This is a genomic window from Chryseobacterium nepalense, assembly GCF_023195755.1.
Classification (GTDB): Bacteria; Bacteroidota; Bacteroidia; order Flavobacteriales; family Weeksellaceae; genus Chryseobacterium; species Chryseobacterium nepalense.
In genome coordinates this window covers 1684451-1705136 of the sequence record NZ_CP096203.1, presented here as the reverse complement: position 1 = coordinate 1705136, position 20686 = coordinate 1684451, and the positions used below count along the sequence as shown (strand labels likewise).

The following is a 20686-nucleotide window of genomic DNA, read 5'->3' as shown; positions in this document are numbered from 1 at the left end:
TTATGAAAAAATATATTAGCAGTTTTTTAGTATTAGTTTCGGGATTCGCTTTTTCCCAGACTATCCTGAACGCTTCTTCTCCTGAAGAATTCAGAAAAATGAGAGCTGAGAACAAAATGAAAGTTGGAGATACTGTTATCGACAAAAAAGTAAAACCTCTGGAATATGGGTTTGTTGATGAGAAGGATATCCTAAAAAGCATGTTTGTTTGGGAGGTAATTGATATGAATGATAAAATCAATCAGCCTTTCTATTATAACAATCCTGATGGATTACTGTCTTCAGAAACAAAATCTTTGTATAAGCTTTTACTTGATGGTGCTTTAAATGGTGACATCAAAGAAGTTTATGATGATGAAAACTTTGTACAAAGACTTACTCCTGAACAGATCAAGTCAAGACTTGTTGACGTAAGAGTAGATGATGAAGCTATTAATATCTTAAACAGTGGACGTCAGCTTACAGAACAGGAGAAAAAAGAACTTACTGATGTTTATGAAACAACAACAGAGAAAGTTAAAGTTTTAAAAGTATTCGGAATGTGGTTCATCGATAAGAGAGACGGACAATTAAAGTACAGACCTCTTGGAATTGCTGCAATGGGGCCAGATCCAAAATTGATAGGTAGAACTACGCCGGATGGACAGCCTTTGCCTGGAGCTGATGAATTAATCGATCTTTTCTGGGTATATTATCCTAATGCAAGAGAAATTTTGGCTAACAATTATGTTTATAACAGAAAAAATACTTCTGCAGATCTTTCTTTCGATGATTTGATCAATGCAAGAAGATTCTCTTCTGTGATCTTCAAATCTTCAACAGGACTTGGTGATGGAGTTATTAAAGACTATATCCCAAGAGATGCTGATGAGCAATTAGAAGAAAGTGACAGAATCAAGTCACAAATCCTGCAAATGGAAAATGATATGTGGAATTACTAAATTTCACTTGATAATTATAGAAAACCTGAGTATTTTTACTCAGGTTTTTTTATTATGGAAAATGTAGACTATATTATTGTGGGAGATGGTTATGCTTCGCTTTTCTTTGCCCATCAGCTTATAAAAAATAATAAATCATTTGTTGTATTCTCGGAAGAAAAAACGAGTGCCTCCCGTGTTTCCGCGGGTATCATCAATCCGGTAGTTTTAAAAAAGTTTACTACGTTTTGGAAAGCTCAGGAACAAATTGATTTTTTGAAGGAAACTTTAAACGAAATTGAAAAATATACCGGTCAGAATTATTTAATCGATGCACCAATTCACAGAATTTTTCATGATGAGAATGAGCAACAACTTTGGCTTAAAAAATCATCAAACGATAATCTTTTTCATTTTTTAGATAAAAATTTCACTCATTTAGAAGTGGTAAAAAATGATTTTAATTCAGGAAAGGTGAATCAGTCTGCCAGGTTGGATGTTAAAGGATTTTTCACGGGTTTATTTGATTTTTTACTAAAACGTGAGCAACTTATCAAAGAAAAGTTTATATACTCTGATCTTAACATTGCAGATCATACTTATAAAAATATCAGCTATAAACAGATCTTATTCTGCGAAGGCATGGCTGTAAAAGACAATCCTTTCTTTTCGGATATTCCTGTTGTTCCCAACAAAGGTCACCATATTAAAGTTAAACTTTCCAGGGCTTTACCTGAAAATAATACCATTAAGAAAAAGCATTTCCTTTTTCCAATTGATGATGAAAAGTATTTCTATGGCGGAACATATGACAGGGAACAGCTTCATCATGAGATAGATTCTTCTGCTGTTAAACAGCTTGAAAACGGGTTAAAGGAATTTTATCCTCACGATTTTAGTATTGAAGAAGTACATTTCGGATTCAGGCCCACCGTAAAAGACAGAAGACCGATTATCGGGAGACATCATCTACATTATGATATGTATGTTTTTAATGGTCTTGGCGCAAGAGGAATTCTTAATGGGTGCTATTTTTCCAGGAGTTTATATGATTATATTGAAAATAAAATCCCTCTTCATGAAGAAATTGCTTTTGAAAGATTTACATAACGATAGTTGTAATGATTCCATCACGGCACGAAATTTCTTATCTTAAATAAAAGATAAGTTATGAACGAAAATATTCTGGGGATTGTAGCGGGAATTTTAACATCAGTATCCATGATTCCGCAATTAGTGAAAGTATTAAAGCAGAAAAATGCTGAAGATCTGTCATGGACTATGATTTTAGTCCTGATTTCCGGACTTTCTTTATGGGTTTGGTACGGATTTATAAAAGATGAGCTCCCGATCATACTTTCCAATGCTTTCGCAGTCGTTGTCAACATTATTTTGCTAATATGCTGTATGATTTACAAGAAAAAAAAATAAAGCACTTTTGACAATCAAAAGTGCTTTTTCAGATATATTATTTATTGTAGGTGCAGTTTAATAAGATGCCATTTTGGTATTGGAATCCTGTTTATCTTTTTTATGATGAAACAAAACCATATTGTATCCTTTTCTTAAAAAAGTTATTTCTCCACGTATATCAGAGTACTGATAATCAGGGTTTGTAGCCGTATATTCAGGAAGCTCATCGCTTTTTTTCATCTCATACGTTTTTCCGTCAAAGCGAACAATTATCGTATTTTTAGTTTCATTAAGTGTTGCCTCAAGCTTATCACCATAGGAATCAGTAAAAACGTTTTTTGTAATTTTATCGTCAGTTACCGTTTCCGTATCAGTAAGATTCTGCAGATGAACTTCTTCATCTTTAGACTGATGCTTACATGCCGTTAAAGCAAAGACTAATGTTAATGTAATTATTCGTAATATATTTTTCATAGTATTTTGTTTTTATATAATGCATTATTTGGTGTTAATTACTTATAAATTTACGGCTTTATTAAAGATAATATGTTAATTTTTTATAAAATTTTATTAATAATTATACTGTTTACAATAACTCAAACTTTGTGAATTTAAATTTAGACGGATAACGATAAGCGAAGCTTCTGCAATATGCTTGTATAAAGAGATTACATTCTTAGATTAAAATATCATTATAAATAATTCACTATAGCTTATTGTTTTTATAAAAGAAAATTTAATCTGAGTTCCTGAATTTCAATCTATTTTTTTTATGATAAATTAACATTTTAACGAAATTTTTAATGACTCAACGTTAAGCAAATTGAGTGCCATGGTTCGTTATAATTCAAAATATTTTTTGCAATAAGCTGAAAATTAAAATTTTGGAATGTTTTTATGCGAGTCATAACTGATATTAAATCGCAATTCAGCTAATTTAAAGCAGTGTTAAATATTGTTAATGCAATGGATTATGTTAGGTTTTTATTTGAGAAATTGTCCATTGAACTCCTACATTTGTGCATTGAAAGTTATGAGAAATTATATCGTATATTTTTTGACTACTCTTTTTCTGCTTTTTGTAGTAGAGAGCAAAATTAATGTCAGAACATTACAGAATAATTATACTCATACTTCTCAGAATTTACCCAAAAAAGCGAACCGCTTAAATCAAACCTACGACAAACTTTCTATGCAACAGGCTGCCGATGATGTAAGCAGCGCTTATTCTCTGGAGCTTACGGAAGATAATTTTCAGTTGTCGGATACCTTCCAGGCAATAATGGTTTTTGCCAGTGTTTTTACATTGGTTTATATTTTCGGGTTAAAAAGCTTCAAAAAACTAAAGCCTTCTATTCACGGCTATTTATCAGGTTTTTCAACGGTTAAAAGATTCATTCTGATCCGTTCTATCAGAATCTAAAAAGACTTTGTCGATCTTTTTTCTGCCGATTCTTACGGCGGAAAATAAACTGCGTTGTGTTGTTGACAATCATCACATCGCTGTTATCCTTATTGCCATTTTCCTATTTAAAACATTAACGATTTATATAAACTCTAGAATTATGATCAAAAGAGTTGTCGCAAGCATTGCGCTAAGCAGTCTTTTATTGTTCAGCTGTAACAAGAAAAAAGAAGAAAAAGAAGAAGCTGCAGTTTATCCTGTAACCTCACCCATCGTAATGGATACGGTGATTGATAAAGAATATGTAGCTCAAATAAGATCTGTAAAGAACATTGAAGTTCGTGCACAGGAAAAAGGTTTCCTTGAGAGAATCTTTGTGGATGAAGGCCAATTTGTTCGTCAGGGACAGACATTATTCAGAATTATGCCGAAATTATACCAGGCAGAATTGCTGAAAGCTCAGGCAGAAGTTGCCCAGGCTACCATCGAACTGAAAAATGCAAGTACATTGGCCAGTAACAACATTGTTTCCAAAAACGAAAGAGCAATGGCTAAGGCTAAATTGGATGCAGCCAATGCAGAAGCAAAATTAGCACAGATTCACCTGTCATTTACCGACATTAAAGCGCCGTTTTCAGGGATTATCGACAGAATCCCGTTAAAATTGGGAAGTCTTGTGGATGAAGGAGATTTATTAACCTCACTTTCGGATAACAATGACATTTACACTTATTTTAATGTTTCCGAACCAGAGTACCTGAACTATCAGAGAAATATCGCATCACGCGGCAGCAACCAGGTAGATCTTGTTATGGCAAATGGCGATGTTTTCCCTCAGAAGGGTGAGATTCAGACTATTGAAGGCGAATTCGACAGTGAAACGGGAAATATTGCTTTTAGGGCAAAATTCCCCAATCCCGATAAATTATTACGGAACGGTGAAACGGGTAAAGTAAGAATGACTTTACCTTTAAAAAATGCTTTAATCATTCCGCAAAAAGCGACTTACGAAATCCAGGATCAGAAATATGTTTTTGTGGTGGATAAAAACGGGGTGGCAAAATCTAAAAATATAAAAGTTGCTTACGAACTTCCGGATGTTTATGTAGTGGCTTCGGGAATTTCTACCGGTGACAGAATCTTACTGGAAGGCGTTCAGAAAGTGAAAGACGATCAGAAGGTTCAGGTTAAAGCTCAGGATCCGAAAAAAGTTCTTCAATCATTAAAATTAAAAGCAGAGTAAGACTCTTTAATGAAGTAAGTAATTATGTTTAAGAAATTTATTCGCAGACCTGTTCTGTCTATCGTAATCTCTTTGATTATCGTATTTATGGGAGTTTTATCATTGTTAAAATTACCCATCACACAGTTTCCTTCGATTTCTCCGCCCAAAGTAAATATTACGGCAGATTATCCGGGAGCCAACAACGAATTGCTGATTAAATCGGTCGTTATTCCTTTAGAAAGAGGATTAAATGGAGTTCCGGGAATGAAATATATGACTTCCGATGCCGGAAACGACGGGGAAGCATCCATTCAGGTGGTTTTTGATCTGGGAACAGATCCGAATGTTGCTGCTGTAAACGTTCAGAACCGTGTATCTTCAGTAGTAAATAAACTTCCGCCTTTAGTAGTGCGTGAAGGGGTGAAAATTACCCGGGAGGAACCTAATATGTTGATGTACATAAACCTGTACAGTGATGACCCGAAAGCCGACCAGAAATTCCTTTTCAACTATGCAGACATCAATGTAATGTCTGAATTGAGAAGGGTAAGCGGAGTCGGTTTTGCAGATATCCTCGGAACCAGAGAATATGCAATGCGTATCTGGCTGAAACCGGACCGGTTAACGGCATACAGCATTTCAGCAGATGAAGTAATGGAATCCCTGAATCAGCAGAGTTTGGAAGCATCTCCGGGTAAAACTGGAGAAAGTTCCGGTAAAAGATCGCAGTCATTTGAATATATTTTAAAATATCCCGGCCGTTTTAATAATGAAAAGGATTACGGAAATATTATTCTTAAAGCGAAACCGGACGGAGAATTTATCCGGCTAAAAGACGTTGCCGATATAGAATTTGGTTCTTCCATGTACGATATTTATTCTACATTGAATGGTAAACCTTCTGCAGCGATTACGGTAAAGCAATCATACGGTTCCAACGCAAGCGACGTGATCAAAAACGTAAAATCTTTGATGGCGGAGTTAGAAAAAACCACTTTCCCGAAAGGAATGCATTATGACATCAGTTACGACGTATCAAAATTCCTTGATGCTTCTATTGAAAAAGTAGTTCATACATTATTTGAAGCTTTCATTTTAGTGGCAATCGTGGTATTTTTATTCCTCGGAGACTGGCGTTCTACATTAATTCCGGCGTTAGCGGTTCCGGTATCTTTGGTAGGAACTTTTGCAGTCATGTCGGCATTCGGAATTACCTTAAATATGATCTCGCTTTTTGCCCTTGTAATGGCGATCGGGGTAGTGGTAGATGACGCGATTGTGGTTATTGAAGCGGTTCACGCCAAGATGGAGGAGAAGCATTTATCTCCGCTAAAAGCAACAGAAGAAGCCATGCACGAAATCAGCGGAGCAATTATCGCGATTACTCTGGTAATGGCATCTGTATTTATTCCGATTGCATTCATGTCCGGTCCGGTTGGGGTATTTTACCGTCAGTTTTCCATCACGATGGCTTCTGCGATCATTCTTTCAGGAGTTGTTGCTTTAACATTAACTCCGGCTTTGTGTGCTTTAATCTTAAAAAATAACCACGGAAAAGCAAAAAGAAGAACTCCGATTACTATCTTCCTTGATAAATTTAACGGGCTATTCAACAAAGGAGCAGGGAAATATGAAAAGATGCTCAATAAAACGGTGAAGAAAAAAACGATCACTTTACCTTTATTATTAGCGTTCTGTGCTTGCACATTTTTCTTGAGCAACTCATTGCCTTCAGGATTTATACCGGCGGAAGATCAGGGAATGATCTATGCAATTATCCAGACGCCGCCGGGCTCTACATTGGAAAGAACCAATCAGATTGCCAAAGAATTATTAAGAGAATCTGAAGATATTGACGGGGTACAGTCTGTTTCTTCACTGGCCGGTTATGAGATCTTAACAGAAGGTACCGGTTCAAACTCAGGAACCTGTCTGATCAACCTTAAAAGCTGGGAAGACCGTAAAGAATCTGCCGCAGAAATTATAGAAAAGCTTGAAGAAAAAGCAAAAAATATTCCGGGTGCAAATATTGAATTCTTTCAGCCGCCGTCTATTCCCGGCTATGGTGCCGCAGGTGGTTTCGAGCTTCGTCTGCTGGATAAGGCGGGAAGTGGCGACTATCATAAAATGGAGCAGGTAAGTAATGATTTCGTAAGGGAATTGAAAAAACGTCCTGAATTGGGTTCCGCATTTACCTTCTACTCTGCAAGTTTCCCTCAGTATATGTTGAGAGTGGATAATGATCTTGCCGAACAAAAAGGAGTGACGATAGAAAATGCAATGGATAATTTATCAACATTAATCGGTTCCAATTATGAAACAAGTTTCATCCGTTTCGACAGGCCTTATAAAGTAATCGTTCAGGCTGGCCCTCAGTATAGGGCGTTGCCGAGTGATTTGTTAAAGCTTTATGTGAAAAACGATAAAGATCAGATGGTTCCGTATTCAGATTTTATGCATCTGGAAAAAGTATATGGTCTTTCGGAAATTACCAGACATAATATGTATAATTCTGCCGAGGTCAGTGGTACTCCTGCTCCGGGTTACAGTTCCGGACAGGCTATTGCAGCCATCAAGGAAGTAGCGGATAAAACGCTTCCGAGAGGATTTGGAATCGACTGGGCAGGGATTTCTAAAGACGAGGTAAGCCGCGGAAATGAGGCCATTTTCATTTTCTTAGTGTGTCTAGGATTCGTTTACCTGATTCTTTCTGCGCAGTATGAAAGTTTCATTCTTCCGTTACCGGTAATCCTATCGTTGCCTACAGGTATTTTCGGGGCTTTCCTATGTCTTAAATTATTAGGATTGGAAAATAACATTTATGCTCAGGTAGCAATGGTCATGCTGATTGGTCTTTTAGGTAAAAATGCCGTATTGATCGTAGAATTTGCTGTACAGAAAAAAGCCGAGGAAGGTATTCCTGTTGCCCAGGCTGCAATTGAAGGAGCTGCAATCCGTTTCCGTCCGATTTTGATGACATCATTTGCATTCATCGCAGGTTTAATTCCATTGGTTCTGGCAACAGGACCGGGAGCAATCGGAAACCGTACCATCGGTACAGCAGCAGCAGGAGGGATGCTCATCGGAACTGTTTTCGGATTGATGATTATTCCTGGATTATATTACATTTTCGGAACCATTGCCGATAAGTCGAGACTGGCAAGATATGAGGAGGAAAATCCTTTAACAGAACAAACAGAACCGTACCAACACGATGACAAACATGAAGATTTATAATAAATATATAATGGCCATAGTCTTATCGCTTGTTTTAGCAAGCTGTAAGGCGCCTTTGGCCACCGTCGTAAAAGACGAGGTGAAAGAAAATATTCCTCAGAATTTTAACCAGGAAGAGCAGGGCGATGCAAATGCCAACAGCGGAACAACTCCATGGAGACAGTTTTTTACTGATCCTAATTTAGTAGCGTTAATTGAAACTGCTTTAAAAAATAATCAGGAGCTGATGATCACTTTGCAGGAAATTGAAATTGCAAAGAGCGGCGTTTTAGCTAAAAAAGGAAGGTTAACACCAACGGTTTCTGCAGGTGTCGGAGCCGGGGTCAGTAAAGTAGGGCGTTATACCAGTGAAGGAGCAGGTGATGCTTCTACAGAAATAGAACCCGGAAAGGAAGTTCCGGACCCGCTTGGAAATTTTGAAGGTGGGTTAATGGCCAACTGGGAAGTCGATATCTGGAAGAAACTAAGAACGGAAAAGGAATCAGCGATAGCGCATTACCTTTCAACAGTAGAAGGAAAGAATTTTGTACTCTCTAATTTAATTGAAGAAATTGCCGACAATTATTATGAGCTTTTAGCATTAGACAATCAGCTTGAAATTATTCAGCAGTACACGAAGCTGCAGGAGAAAGCTCTGGAGATCTCAAAAATTCAGAAAGAAGCAGCAGCGGCTACAGAGCTGGCGGTTAAAAAGTTTGAAGCGGAACTGGCAAAATCCAAAGCTACGGAATATACAATTCGTCAGGAGATTACAGAAAAGGAAAATGAGATCAATGCTTTATGTGGTAGATATCCGCAGACTATTGTACGCTCAAAAAGTGATTTCATGTCTATGATTCCGCAGACTGTATATATGGGAATTCCATCTCAGCTTCTTGCCAACCGCCCTGATATTAAACAGGCTGAGCTGGAACTGAAAGCTGCAAAGCTGGATGTTGAAGCAGCAAGAAAGGAATTTTATCCTACTCTGGAAATTTCCGCAACATTGGGTCTGGAAGCTTTTAAACCTTCTTATCTGGTGAAATTACCGGAATCCATGGCAGCAAGTCTGGTGGGTGAGCTTGCAGGGCCGCTTATTAATAAAAGTGCGATCAAAGCAAATTTCCAGACCGCTGACGCACGACAGATCCAGTCTTTGTATGAATATGACAAAACTATTCTGAATGCATATTTAGATGTTGCCAATTTAATGTCTAAAGTAAAAAACATAGATCAGTATTATAAACTGAAGTCTGATGAAACGAAGGCTTTGGAACAATCGATAGATATTGCTAATCAGCTATTCAGAAATTCAAGGGCAGATTACCTGGAGGTTCTTCTCAATCAGAGAGATGCTCTGGATGCAAAAATGGAGCTGGTGGAAGCAAAACAAAAACAGCTGAGTACAGTTGTGGATATTTATAAGAGCTTAGGCGGAGGCTGGAAGTAATTATAAATCCTTAATGTTTTAAAAAGAAAAGAGACTGCCCGAAAGGGACCAGTCTCTTTTCGATTAAAACTGAAAACTTTAATAGAAAGGCTCATGTAATGAAGCCTTTACTAATTTATCTGCATCGTATGAACAGCTAAATTATCCGGTTAGTTTTTATAGAAAATGGTATTAGTTTTTTGAAATTAAATTTAAAAAAACCATCCTCCCTCAAAAGTAATTTCCCTGTTAAGGAAGGTGGTAAGATTATTGAATCATCATGTTTCCGGTTATTGACTTTTACCCTTAGTGGATATATTTAGTTTTATAATGTAATACGTTTAAATTTCTCTTCTTAACTCTGAGTCCAAAATTATCAGGTTAAATCCGGATATAAAAATAATTGTTGTCTTTATTCATAAATTATGACGTCTTTATTTGAAAATTTAAAATATTTAATGTGCTGATTTTCAATTTTTATATTTGTAAAATAGAAATAGTTCGATAGTAGATATTAATTCAAACTTGTTTGAGAAAAACCGTCCATTTTTTGTAATTTTGAGCGCTGTTTACATTGAATAATACTAAGGTGATCAAAAAACTACTGCTTTTATTTTGTACCATATGCTTTCATTTTTTCCTTTCGCAGGAATCAGAGACTGTGTATGATGAGTTGAGAAAGAAGTACGAAAACTTTGAAGAAAATGATTTCAGAGCATTTCAGTATATCCGTCCTTACATTGCTAAAGCAAAAAAAGAAAAGAACTATAGTAAATTGGTTCAGGGATATAAAGATGCGGTACTTTTTGCTTCCCTTGATGAAGAAAAGCTGAAATATAGCGACAGTCTGGTCCGGGCGGCAAATCTTTCGGGGGACAAAGACCTTATGATTGTTGCCCATATTGATAAAGGTGTTATTTATTACTATAACTATAAAAAATATCAGCTTGCCCTTAATGAATATCTCGAAGCCTACCAATATTCAAAAAATACAAAAAACGAATACCTGAAACATCAGAACCTCTATCATATAGGGGTAGTGAAAAGCTATTTGGGATATTATGACGAAGCTGCTGATTTATTCAGCAAATGCCTTTTGTATTACAGGGAAAAATCAAAAGCCGATATTCATCCTAATCTAATTTACAACAATAAAAAGGGTTATCTCAACAGCCTGCACCAGCTGATTATCTGTTACCGGCATCTGGGAAGGTATAAGGACATGGATGTTGCAATAAAAAAAGGACTTTCGGAGGCTGGCAATAATCGGGATTATGCCCAGGAGAAAGGGTATTTCCTTCTTTCAAAAGGAATTTCCGAATATAGGGAAAAGCAATATGAGACAGCCTTGACGGATCTTAACCTGTCTCTTCCGTCCATTCGTCACAGCCGCGATTTTGCAAGGCTTTCAGTTAATTATTTTTTTATAGGAAAAAGTTATCTCGGGATGAACGACACTCAAAAATCTGTTTTTTATTTCAGGAAAATTGATTCCATTTTTAACAAACATCAGTTTATCCTTCCTGAGCTCAGGGAAAATTATGAGATTCTTATCAATTACAGCAAGAAAAATAAAGACCAGGCGCAACAGCTTTACTATACTGGGCAATTGCTGAAAGCAGACAGTATCATGTCCAGAGATTTTAGTTATCTGTCTCCGAAGATTCACAAAGATTATGACACCAAAACATTACTGGAAGAGAAAAACAAGCTTCAGAAAATGAACTATCTGGTAACCGTAATCGTAATTCTCTTAATTATCTGGGCAATCGGTCTCATTATGCTTTTCACCAAAAGGCAAAAAAAGGCTAAAGAAATTAAGCAGAAATATATATTGCTTGAAGAAAAGTTTGTAAAAGACCAGGCTATTGGCGAGATATCCAGTACTATACTTGAAGAAAAAAAGATTCACCTGCATGAAAGTAAGGTTGAAGAACTTCTTCATAAACTCAAAAAGTTTGAAAACAAAAAAGGATTTACCCAAAAAGGGCTTACCCTCAACAGGCTGGCTCAGCAACTTGGGACAAATTCCAGCTATCTCTCCCAGGTTATCAATGAATATAAAGGCGGAAATTTTAATAAATATCTCAGTCAGCTCAGGATCAATTATATTACCAATCTTCTTTTTGAGGATAAAAAATATCTAAAATACAATATTGAAACACTCGCCAGAGAGTGCGGAATTGCTTCACGGCAAAATTTCTCCGATCTTTTTTATGAAATCAACGGAATACGGCCTACAGATTTTATTAAGAAAAGGATGCAGGAGATGGATAATGGAGGTGATTAATAATTAGATAAATCCAACGAAATCAATGAATAAAGGCTTAGGCCGAATTGTTTATGTGTAATTATATCATACAAAACAGTATTTTCCTAATCATTATTTTCCTATATATATACTTTATATTGGACTTTAGATTTAAGAAAGACAATTTTAATTTTAAAAATTATTTAAAGAAAAGGAAAAAGCAATCCACCTTATCAATGTTTATGGATATAAATGGTTGGCAAGCGGCGATCGCTTCTTTAATATTTACGATAATATATTTTTATATTAAACGTGGAGTGTTAACTGATATTTTAAGTATTTTTAAAATTAATCTATGCTAATCAGTTTATAACTTCACGAAAATAAAAACCAACCAAATCTACCATGAAAAAGCTCATCTTCATTATTATAAGCCTTCTTATTCTCCTGATCATTATTGTTTTAATTAAAACATTTACTTATTCTTTTAAAAAAGTAAGTGCCAATACTACTTCAGGCTGGAAAATGATAAAAGATGATTCCGCTATTCAAAGATTATCTGGCGGGCTAAAGATTCCGACTGTTTCATCGCGTGAGCTGGGCGATTTCAATTACTCAACATTTGATACCATCAAGGAATATATAAAAAATTCTTATCCCCTCATTTATCAGAATGCAGAGTTTGCTGAAGTCAATACCTATGGTCTGGTATTTAGGTTAAAGGGCAGCAATCCTTCTCTCGATCCCATTTTATTTCTTTCCCACACTGATGTCGTTCCTCCCGGAGATGCTGAAGTGAAAGATAAAACTGAAAATATTTTCAGACCGGATGATCAACCCTTACCTGCGGTATCGGAAGTTTCGGAAGAGTGGGATTTCGGTCCGTTTTCCGGAGCAGTAGCCAACGGAAGAATTTACGGAAGAGGTTCCATTGATATGAAGGGAATGCTGTTCTCCCTTCTGGAATCCATGAATAATGTAATTAAGACAAAATTTATTCCCCAGCGGGATATCTATCTTGCTTTTGGTTTTGATGAAGAAGTGGGCGGACAACAGGGCGCTGTAAAAATTGCAGAGCATTTCAGAAATAAAAATATGCAATTTGATGCAGTATATGATGAAGGCGGCTTAATTCTTGAAAAGGGTAGTGTTACAGGGATCAACTCAGATATTGCCGTAATCGGCTGTGCAGAAAAAGGTTTTCTCTCCGTTAAAATAAAAGTAAAAGGACTCGGCGGACATTCTTCTATGCCTCCTGCGGAAAGTGCCATTGGAAAAGCTGCTGTCATTATGCAGCGCCTTGAATCCGGCCAGATGAAGCCTGAAGTCACTCCGATTATCAATCAGTTTTTTACCAATGTCGGTGGATCCATGTCTTTTATTAGCAGAATGGCCATTGCCAATCAGTGGTTATTGAAACCCGTTCTTCTTTCACAGCTGACGAAAAATAATTCCACCAACGCCCTGGTTCGTACAACTACCGCTTTAACCATGATGAAGGGAAGTGACGCTCCCAATGTCCTTTCTCCCGAAGTGGAATTTATTGTTAATTTCAGACTTCTTCCCGGTAATACCGTAAAAGATGTGAAAGAACATATTGCAAATGCTACCAAAGGATTTGATGTGGAAATTGACGAAATCGACAGTGTAAAAGAAGCTTCTGCAGTTTCTTCATCGAATACAAGAGCATTTCAAATGATAGAAGCGGCGATTAAAGAAATTCATCCTACGGCAATCGCAACACCTTACCTCACGGTGGGCGCAACGGATGCTTATAAATACCAGGTCGTAAGTAAAAATATTTACCGCTTTATGCCGATAAAAATTAACAACGCCGAAAAGCAATCTATCCACAGCACGAATGAATATCTCAGCATAGAAAATTATATGAAAATGATTCATTACTTTGAATTCATCATGAGAAATTATGATAAATAAATAATGAGCAATAAGTAATGAATAATTAAATTTAGATTATCAGAATCACAAGAATATATAAATTGTTCATAAACTGTGATCTTGCTAAGTCAAACGTCTTTGTTTAATGAAATATGCGCAACTTTTTAATAAAAAAAACCGAAAATTTTAGCGTTAAAAAATCAATCATTCCAAAAAAATTAAAACAAAAAAATAACACGTCAAGTTTTGTCGCATCACCGGAATAGCTTTGTCATATCAAAACAACAAAGTTATGGAACTGCCATTATATTTAAGTTTTAATGAATTTGAAAACCGGTATTACGATCATCTTGAAACATGGTTCGAAGAATACCGTAACACATCAGAAACCGATTATCTGAAAATTTTAGCAGAACTGTATAGTCCTTATTTATATTACAATTTTGCCAATGACAGGCTGCAGGCTGATGCTACAATTCAGATTAAAGAATGCTCTTTTCCGTATCATGATAAAATAGGACTTTCTTTCTGTACAAGCTGCGAAAATGGAAAATCTCCCAAAAGCACCAAAAGCATGAGCCATATTTTCGAGTGGAAAACAATCAGCATGATGGAATATGCACAGCATGTTTTAGATAAGATCAACAAACATCTCCAAACCAATACCGGTAAAGTCGGTCAAAACATCCTGGATTACATTAATGATTATAATATCATCACTTCAAGAGACGGAGCGGGATATTGTGTTAACTATAATCAACATCAGACTACACTCCCTTTTTTGAAAGCCTACCTTCCTGTTTACGGACAAACGGTGAATATTGCAACTTACAGAGATTTCATTTTTTCAGTAGTTCAGATTGCGGAGTTTATTGATGAAAAATTAAAAGATGTGCATGCTTTTGAGAATACAATTTACACAAAGCTGAAATCTGATGCTAAATTCAAAGTTCAGATGAACCAGCAGTTTCTCACCATATGCAACTAAACTAATACCAAACATTCATATAGCTAAATTATAGTTTGAAATGGGTTGAGATTTTCAAACGCAACCGCCTGATCTTTTTTGTGATCAGGCGGTTTTTAATAAAGATGTATCAAAGATTTATTGTACTTCGAATAAATGCATCGTAATTATTTTTTTATTAATTTTTGTACAGATGTTTTATTGGCAGAATTGATTTTTAGCCAATAAATGCCTCCGCTGAGTGATGGAGCAGATAATAATAATCTGGGGTCTTTGCCGCAATTGAGATTTATTTTATTATAAACCAGTTTCCCGGTTGAATCAAACAAATTAATATCCAATGCCGTTTCTTTCTTACAGGTAATATTTACATAGTCTGAAAAAACAGTTGGAAAAACCTTATAATCATCTGCGATCTTTATTTCATTAATTCCTAAATTGGAATTGTAAATATACCGCGCAAGTGCAAAATTACTATCAGCCGGAAAGTTTGAATGGGATGCGAGTCCGGCAAGAGTGATGGTTGAATTTGTTATAATGGAAGCATAAGGTATATCCTGAAATCCATAAAAATCTGTAGTAACAATTCCAGAATTACCAAACTGGCTATCCAAATTACCAGCCTGATTGTACTTCATGATCGTGAAATTTTCATTTCCAGTCTGAACTGAATAGGTAAAACCAGATGCTATGATATTATTTGAGGGGTCCAGTTTAAGGGTTTTTATTTCTCCCCCGGTATTAGGGAGAAGTGTCTGCACCACACCGTTATTGCCAAATGAGTTGTCGAAAGAGCCATTGATATTTAGTTTTACAATGGTAAAATTGTCTAATACATTATTATTGTTTGAAGAATATGAATATCCTCCCATCAGCAGACTCCCGTCACTTAAAAGCATATGAGTCCGCGATAATGAATTGCCCTGATTCGTGACATTAAAATAAGTATAGCCTACACCTGCAAATGAAGTATCCAGATTTCCGTTAGGCAATAATCTTAAAGCAAACATTCTGGCTTGATTCGAGCCGGTTGATAAAATAAGATAGCCGGAACAGGTTATTTTTCCGTTTGGAGAGAGGCTTACAGAAAATAAGTAATGCCTGTGATTGATAGGAGCGATGGTAAATAATCCGGTATTATTAAACGAAGTATCAAATTGTCCGTTTGGTAATAACCGCAATACAAACCCTTCTGTTAATGATTGTAATGGAGTACCGCTTTTGTTTCCGACTAAAATTATTTTTCCGTCAGATTGAAGCTCACCGTTAAAGATATTGTCATCCGACTGATATGCAAAATTGATCTCAAGTGTACCATTATTTCCAAAAGTTGTTACGGAGTTGCCATTTTCGTCCATTTTAGAAACAATGATGTTATTATAGCCATCGGATCCAATTTTTGTTCCCAAAACAATAATCTCGTTGGTGCTTGTTTTTAAAATTTTTTCAATGGATTTGAAAGGAAACTGCTTAACTCCATTATTTTGAAAACTGGTGTCAATTGTGCCGTCGGAATTATGTTTTACGAGATAAGCATTGACATTATCGGAACCTCCTACCAATAGCTTGTCGTTGTTTAAGGCTATCATAGAGGAGATTTTTTCAATGGCTAGGTTACTGTTAATATCGTAAACTACCTTTCCATTGGTTCCAAAGGTATTATCCAGTACTTGTCCAAAAAAGCAGTGAATGGATAAAAAGAAAATAAAAACTAGTGTTCTGTATCTCATATTATAAATTTTACATGGGAATTATAGTTAATGTTTAAAATTTTTAAGAAAGACTAAAAAAATAAAGCGCTGGAATTCAGCGCTTTATTTTGCAGAGAGGAAGGGATTCGAACCCTCGATACAGTTACCCGTATACTACCTTTCCAGGGTAGCTCCTTCAACCACTCGGACACCTCTCTATTTGAGATTGCAAAAATAAGGGAATTTATTGAATATCCAAATTATTATTGCAATTGCTGCGAAATTTCTCCACAAAGGCTTTTTGAAAAATTGTCTCCGAAGCTTCCATTGTAATTCGGATTATCTATAAGGTGCATTGCTTTTGTAATAGCACTTTCTGCTGTTATATCCCTTCCGCTGATGGCTCCGATTCTGGAAAAAATATTGCTGTTCTCGTACTTTCCGAATGATATTCCTCCTGAAATACACTGGCTTACTACAACAATTTCAGTTCCGTTATTCCGGATCTGCTGTAAGGTTTCCACTGTTTTATCACTGCTGAAAATGGTTCCCGAACCAAAAACCTGAAGAATAAGAACTTTCATTTTCGGGATTTCTTTAAAATGATTAAGGTTCATGCCCGGAAAGATCCTCCAGAAAATAATATCTTCCGAAATATGATCATCCACATGGAACTCAGTTCCAGACTCACATCGGTGAAGATTTTCTTTAATAATATTGAGATGCACTCCCGATTGCCCTAAAATTGGATAATTTGGACTGGCATATGCATCAAAGTATTCTGCAGAATATTTCAGGGTACGGTTTCCTCTCAGCAATTTGTATTCAAAATAAATCGCTACTTCCTGGATTACCGCTTCATCATTCTCATATAAGCTAGCGTAATAAAGGCTGGTTAAAAGATTTTCCTTGGCATCTGTCCGCAAATCTCCGATAGGGAGCTGGGAGCCTGTAAGAATTACCGGCTTTTTGAGGCCTTTCAGCATAAAACTCAGCGCTGAAGCGGTATAAGACATCGTATCTGTTCCGTGAAGAATTAGAAAGCCGTCATAATTATGATAATTCTTATGGATATAATGAGCGATGATTTTCCACTCGTCCGGCCCCATATCGGATGAATCAAGGGGTTTTGAAAAAGGATGAACGAAAACTTCACATTCCATCAGCGTCATTTCCGGCATTTTTTCAAAAATATTTCCAAAATCAAATGCACGGAGGCTTCCGGTTTCATAATCTTTCTCCATACCGATGGTTCCGCCGGTATAGATCAAAAGGACTTTTCGTTTCATAGATGATTTTATTAGATTTTCAGGCCTCATTCGGGAGGATTCCTCAAAATTACGTTAATTTGCAAAGATTTGAAAATGAATGGAAGATTTAGCAAAAACTTTTGAATATTTAAAGCAGTTTTTAACGGAAGAAAGACTTTCCAAAATTGAGCATTTTTCCTTAGAAAGCTCGGATTTTGTTTTGCCGGTGGTGGAAGATATTTATCAGTTCCGCAATGCAGCTGCAATTGTACGTTCGGTAGAAGCCTGTGGTTTTCATAAAGTGGTGGCTTTGCAGGAAGAATATAGTTTTGAACCGAATCTTCGCGTCACCAAAGGGGCAGATACCTGGGTTGAGGTTGAGAAACTTCCCCGAAATATGGAATCTTTTCAGAAAATCAGGGATAGAGGCTATAAAATAGTCGCTGTTTCGCTGGAAAATAATGCGGTAATGCTGCCTGAATATCAGATTACAGAACCTGTTGCTTTGGTTTTCGGAACCGAAATGGAAGGTGTTTCACAGGAAATTCTTGATTTTGCAGATGAGACACTGGCTATCCCGATGTACGGTTTTACAAGAAGTTTTAATGTTTCGGTGGCAGCTTCTATCTGCCTGTATGAATTAAAGCAAAAGCTGATTAAATCGGGTATGAATTATAAACTAAATGAGGAAAAGCTGTTAAAAATGAAAATTCGATGGGCTGTCAATTCTATACGGAGCGGACAGGAGATTTTTAACAAATACTTGAAGGATCATCAGCTTCCTGAAATTTTTAAATAGCTTTTTTTATTTAAAATCTTATAAGAATCTATTTTATTATTCTAGCCATTTCTTTTCATTTTTAAAATTAACAAAACAAATGTAGAATGAGATCCCATCTTTAAATCACTTGTGAAAACTGTGAAGGGATTTGACCGGTTTCGAGGTGTTTTCTTCGGATCAGCTTCGGGTCAGCTTCGGAAAAATATACTTTTTTCCGAAGAGTTTCCGAACAACACCCGAAGGATTGTCGAAGAAATTCTGATTATTTCTTAAGAATTTTTGTATTTTTTCGTTGATCTGTTTTTTTATCGAAATAGCTTTTATTGGAGATTAAATTTTCTTAAAATTGAGTAGAATAAAATATCTGTTGATACTCACGTCGATTTGGAGGATATTTCCAGAATTGAAATAAAATGTTTCATCATTAAATAACACGACATCTTTTGTCGTATCTCCGCAATATCTTTGTACCATAATAATTATAATTAATTATTATGGTAATATTCACGTAAAATTTACACTGTATATCTTTTTAAGGAAAAATAAAAATAATATTTTTGCAGCGATTTAAATTAATAATCAACAACTCGAAATAAACATTAGGAATGAATAAAATATACTCAGGAGCACTGTTCTTGTGCTCTGTTCTGGGCATTTCTGCCCAGGAAGTGATCTGGCAGAAAGACATTAAATCCTCTACCCAGGACTTTCTTTCCCAGGTTACCACTACTATTGATCAGCAGTATTTGATAACCGGCAGTTCTATCCAGACAGGAAATAACATGTCCAAAGCTGGAGGCAAAAGCCATTTGCCAACAGCCAACAACCAGCAGCCTAATAACGGTTACGATTTTCATTTGGTTAAACTCAGCCAGCAGGGCGAAGAAGTCTGGGAAAAATATTTCTCGGGGCAAAACCATGATTTCCTTTCGACTACGGTGAACACTCAGGACGGTGGATTCGTTTTAGCAGGAACTTCATTCAGCGGGAAAGGCTTAGACAAAAAAGAAGAATCCAAAGGCGGATCTGATATGTGGCTGATCAGAATCAATGAATTCGGGGATGAATTGTGGCAGAAAACGATTGGAAGTATTTCGGATGAAGAAGCCAGAGCGGTAATTCAAACAACGGATTTGGGATTCTTTGTGGCAGGAAATGTCACCCTTCGAGAACCTCAGGGTACAATAAAAAGTTACGGATCCAAAGATGTTTTGATTGTACGACTGGATAAAAACGGAAAAGAATTATCACAATTGATTTTAGGCGGAAAAGGATTGGATGAAGTAGAGAAAATGATTCCAACGAAAGACGGAGGCGCTTTACTCGGAGTGTATTCCAGAAGCAATGCCGGAGGATCTAAGAAGACAGAAAATTTCGGGGAGGGTGATTACTGGATCATCAAGCTCAATAAAGACGGCAAAGTAGAATGGGAAAAGAATTTCGGAGGAAATGGAGATGACCATTTGAGAACTTTAGCCTTAACATCTACAGGCTACATCATTGGCGGAGAGTCAAGGTCGGAAAGATCAGGAAATAAGACGGTCGGAATTGAAGAAGGAACAGACCTCTGGTTGGTTGCTCTTGATATGAGTGGAAATGAGCAGTGGCAGAAATCTTACAACTTCAAGAACCGGGATGTATTGATGGGAATGAGCGTAATAGCCGGGAAGCAGGAAGATGGAAGCAGGAAGTCTAAAGGTGTTTTATTGGGAGGTTATACCCAGGCTGAAGGAAGAATTGAAACTGATGATGAAACGTTCTGGATGCTGTATCTGGATCAAAATGGTAATGAACAATGGAGAAAGCATGTGAAGGGAGAATCCCGGAAAAGGGAAGAAAGACTTTCGGATATTAAGCTGAACAGAGACGGTTCGATTATACTGGCCGGAACCAGCGCTGAAGAGCTTGGAAAAGAAAACTGGAAGATCGTAAAGCTGGGTGACAGGCAGATTGATCAGTTGATCGAAAAACAGGATATTAAGATCTACCCAAATCCTGTATCAGATTACGCGTATGTGGAGATTGGAATGGAAGATGGAAGCTGGAAGCTGGGTGATGGAAAGTTCGAGGCAGAAATTGTTGTATATGATATGGGCGGAAGACAGCTTCAGAGCCTGAAAACAAAAAATAAAGTCACAAAGATCAACACGCAGAATCTGATTCAGGGGGCGTATCTGGTGACCGTGAAAACGAATGATAATAAAACAGCGAGTGCTAAACTGATTAAGAAATAGATTAA

At 36.5% G+C, this 20686-nt stretch carries 15 protein-coding genes and 1 tRNA gene; 12 read left to right on the top strand and 4 right to left on the bottom strand.

From position 1 onward, the window contains the following. Positions 1-2: 2 nt before the first annotated feature. Genes porN through M0D58_RS07325 form a run of 3 tightly spaced genes read left to right on the top strand, consistent with a single transcriptional unit; the run spans position 3 to position 2351 of the window. Positions 3-941 (top strand): type IX secretion system ring subunit PorN/GldN, encoded by a 939-nt coding sequence (gene porN, locus M0D58_RS07335; RefSeq protein WP_248394637.1) that lies wholly within the window; start codon positions 3-5, stop codon positions 939-941. 54 nt (positions 942-995) lie between these two features. Continuing rightward, positions 996-2030: an NAD(P)/FAD-dependent oxidoreductase gene (locus tag M0D58_RS07330; RefSeq protein ID WP_248394636.1), complete on the top strand. Its 1035-nt coding sequence runs from the start codon at positions 996-998 to the stop codon at positions 2028-2030. 60 nt (positions 2031-2090) lie between these two features. Then, positions 2091-2351: a SemiSWEET transporter gene (locus M0D58_RS07325; RefSeq protein ID WP_248394635.1), complete on the top strand. Its 261-nt coding sequence runs from the start codon at positions 2091-2093 to the stop codon at positions 2349-2351. 57 nt (positions 2352-2408) lie between these two features. Here the strand turns inward: M0D58_RS07325 and M0D58_RS07320 are convergent, their stop codons facing one another. After that, positions 2409-2807 carry a hypothetical protein gene (locus tag M0D58_RS07320; RefSeq protein ID WP_248394633.1) on the bottom strand — a complete coding sequence of 133 codons (399 nt, stop codon included), beginning with the start codon at positions 2805-2807 and terminating at the stop codon, positions 2409-2411. 559 nt (positions 2808-3366) lie between these two features. On the opposite strand from M0D58_RS07320, the gene M0D58_RS07315 reads away from it, so the two are divergent. From M0D58_RS07315 to M0D58_RS07285, 7 genes are all read left to right on the top strand, one after another. Beyond that, positions 3367-3756: a hypothetical protein gene (locus M0D58_RS07315; RefSeq protein WP_248394631.1), complete on the top strand. Its 390-nt coding sequence runs from the start codon at positions 3367-3369 to the stop codon at positions 3754-3756. A gap of 142 nt (positions 3757-3898) precedes the next feature. Further along, the gene (locus tag M0D58_RS07310; RefSeq protein ID WP_248394962.1) at positions 3899-4981 is read left to right on the top strand and encodes an efflux RND transporter periplasmic adaptor subunit; all 1083 of its coding nucleotides are present in this window, start codon (positions 3899-3901) and stop codon (positions 4979-4981) included. Positions 4982-5005: 24 nt separating this feature from the next. Next, positions 5006-8200 carry an efflux RND transporter permease subunit gene (locus M0D58_RS07305; RefSeq protein WP_248394629.1) on the top strand — a complete coding sequence of 1065 codons (3195 nt, stop codon included), beginning with the start codon at positions 5006-5008 and terminating at the stop codon, positions 8198-8200. After that, positions 8187-9629, top strand: a complete 1443-nt coding sequence (locus M0D58_RS07300; protein WP_248394627.1) for a TolC family protein — start codon at positions 8187-8189, stop codon at positions 9627-9629. Before M0D58_RS07305 ends, M0D58_RS07300 begins: the two co-directional genes overlap by 14 nt. 568 nt (positions 9630-10197) lie before the next feature. Beyond that, entirely contained in the window at positions 10198-11898 is a 1701-nt protein-coding gene (locus M0D58_RS07295) for a helix-turn-helix domain-containing protein (protein ID WP_248394625.1), read from the top strand. A 366-nt stretch (positions 11899-12264) separates the two neighbouring features. Beyond that, positions 12265-13797, top strand: a complete 1533-nt coding sequence (locus tag M0D58_RS07290; RefSeq protein WP_248394623.1) for a M20/M25/M40 family metallo-hydrolase — start codon at positions 12265-12267, stop codon at positions 13795-13797. A gap of 253 nt (positions 13798-14050) precedes the next feature. Further along, positions 14051-14746, top strand: coding sequence for a hypothetical protein (locus M0D58_RS07285; protein WP_248394622.1), 696 nt, complete (start codon positions 14051-14053; stop codon positions 14744-14746). A 146-nt stretch (positions 14747-14892) separates the two neighbouring features. On the opposite strand, the gene M0D58_RS07280 is transcribed toward M0D58_RS07285, so the two are convergent. From M0D58_RS07280 to M0D58_RS07270, 3 genes are all read right to left on the bottom strand, one after another. Continuing rightward, positions 14893-16455: a T9SS type A sorting domain-containing protein gene (locus tag M0D58_RS07280; protein WP_248394621.1), complete on the bottom strand. Its 1563-nt coding sequence runs from the start codon at positions 16453-16455 to the stop codon at positions 14893-14895. A 92-nt stretch (positions 16456-16547) separates the two neighbouring features. Continuing rightward, positions 16548-16634: transfer RNA gene (locus M0D58_RS07275), tRNA-Ser, on the bottom strand. A 45-nt stretch (positions 16635-16679) separates the two neighbouring features. Further along, a complete protein-coding gene (locus M0D58_RS07270) occupies positions 16680-17705 on the bottom strand; it encodes an asparaginase (RefSeq protein ID WP_248394620.1) in 1026 nt (341 codons plus the stop codon). Positions 17706-17784: 79 nt separating this feature from the next. Between M0D58_RS07270 and M0D58_RS07265 the strand changes: the two genes are divergently transcribed. Then, positions 17785-18465, top strand: a complete 681-nt coding sequence (locus M0D58_RS07265) for a TrmH family RNA methyltransferase (RefSeq protein WP_248394618.1) — start codon at positions 17785-17787, stop codon at positions 18463-18465. A 587-nt stretch (positions 18466-19052) separates the two neighbouring features. Next, complete coding sequence (locus M0D58_RS07260; RefSeq protein WP_248394616.1) at positions 19053-20681, top strand: T9SS type A sorting domain-containing protein; 1629 nt, start codon at positions 19053-19055, stop codon at positions 20679-20681. The last annotated feature ends 5 nt before the right edge of the window (positions 20682-20686 follow it).

What these genes read in the sequence shown, in the direction of transcription:
- porN (WP_248394637.1), top strand. Translation starts at nt 3, where the DNA reads ATGAAAAAATATATTAGCAGTTTTTTAGTATTAGTTTCGGGATTCGCT.
- M0D58_RS07330 (WP_248394636.1), top strand. Translation starts at nt 996, where the DNA reads ATGGAAAATGTAGACTATATTATTGTGGGAGATGGTTATGCTTCGCTT.
- M0D58_RS07325 (WP_248394635.1), top strand. Translation starts at nt 2,091, where the DNA reads ATGAACGAAAATATTCTGGGGATTGTAGCGGGAATTTTAACATCAGTA.
- M0D58_RS07320 (WP_248394633.1), bottom strand. Translation starts at nt 2,807, where the DNA reads ATGAAAAATATATTACGAATAATTACATTAACATTAGTCTTTGCTTTA.
- M0D58_RS07315 (WP_248394631.1), top strand. Translation starts at nt 3,367, where the DNA reads ATGAGAAATTATATCGTATATTTTTTGACTACTCTTTTTCTGCTTTTT.
- M0D58_RS07310 (WP_248394962.1), top strand. Translation starts at nt 3,899, where the DNA reads ATGATCAAAAGAGTTGTCGCAAGCATTGCGCTAAGCAGTCTTTTATTG.
- M0D58_RS07305 (WP_248394629.1), top strand. Translation starts at nt 5,006, where the DNA reads ATGTTTAAGAAATTTATTCGCAGACCTGTTCTGTCTATCGTAATCTCT.
- M0D58_RS07300 (WP_248394627.1), top strand. Translation starts at nt 8,187, where the DNA reads ATGAAGATTTATAATAAATATATAATGGCCATAGTCTTATCGCTTGTT.
- M0D58_RS07290 (WP_248394623.1), top strand. Translation starts at nt 12,265, where the DNA reads ATGAAAAAGCTCATCTTCATTATTATAAGCCTTCTTATTCTCCTGATC.
- M0D58_RS07285 (WP_248394622.1), top strand. Translation starts at nt 14,051, where the DNA reads ATGGAACTGCCATTATATTTAAGTTTTAATGAATTTGAAAACCGGTAT.
- M0D58_RS07280 (WP_248394621.1), bottom strand. Translation starts at nt 16,455, where the DNA reads ATGAGATACAGAACACTAGTTTTTATTTTCTTTTTATCCATTCACTGC.
- M0D58_RS07270 (WP_248394620.1), bottom strand. Translation starts at nt 17,705, where the DNA reads ATGAAACGAAAAGTCCTTTTGATCTATACCGGCGGAACCATCGGTATG.
- M0D58_RS07265 (WP_248394618.1), top strand. Translation starts at nt 17,785, where the DNA reads ATGGAAGATTTAGCAAAAACTTTTGAATATTTAAAGCAGTTTTTAACG.
- M0D58_RS07260 (WP_248394616.1), top strand. Translation starts at nt 19,053, where the DNA reads ATGAATAAAATATACTCAGGAGCACTGTTCTTGTGCTCTGTTCTGGGC.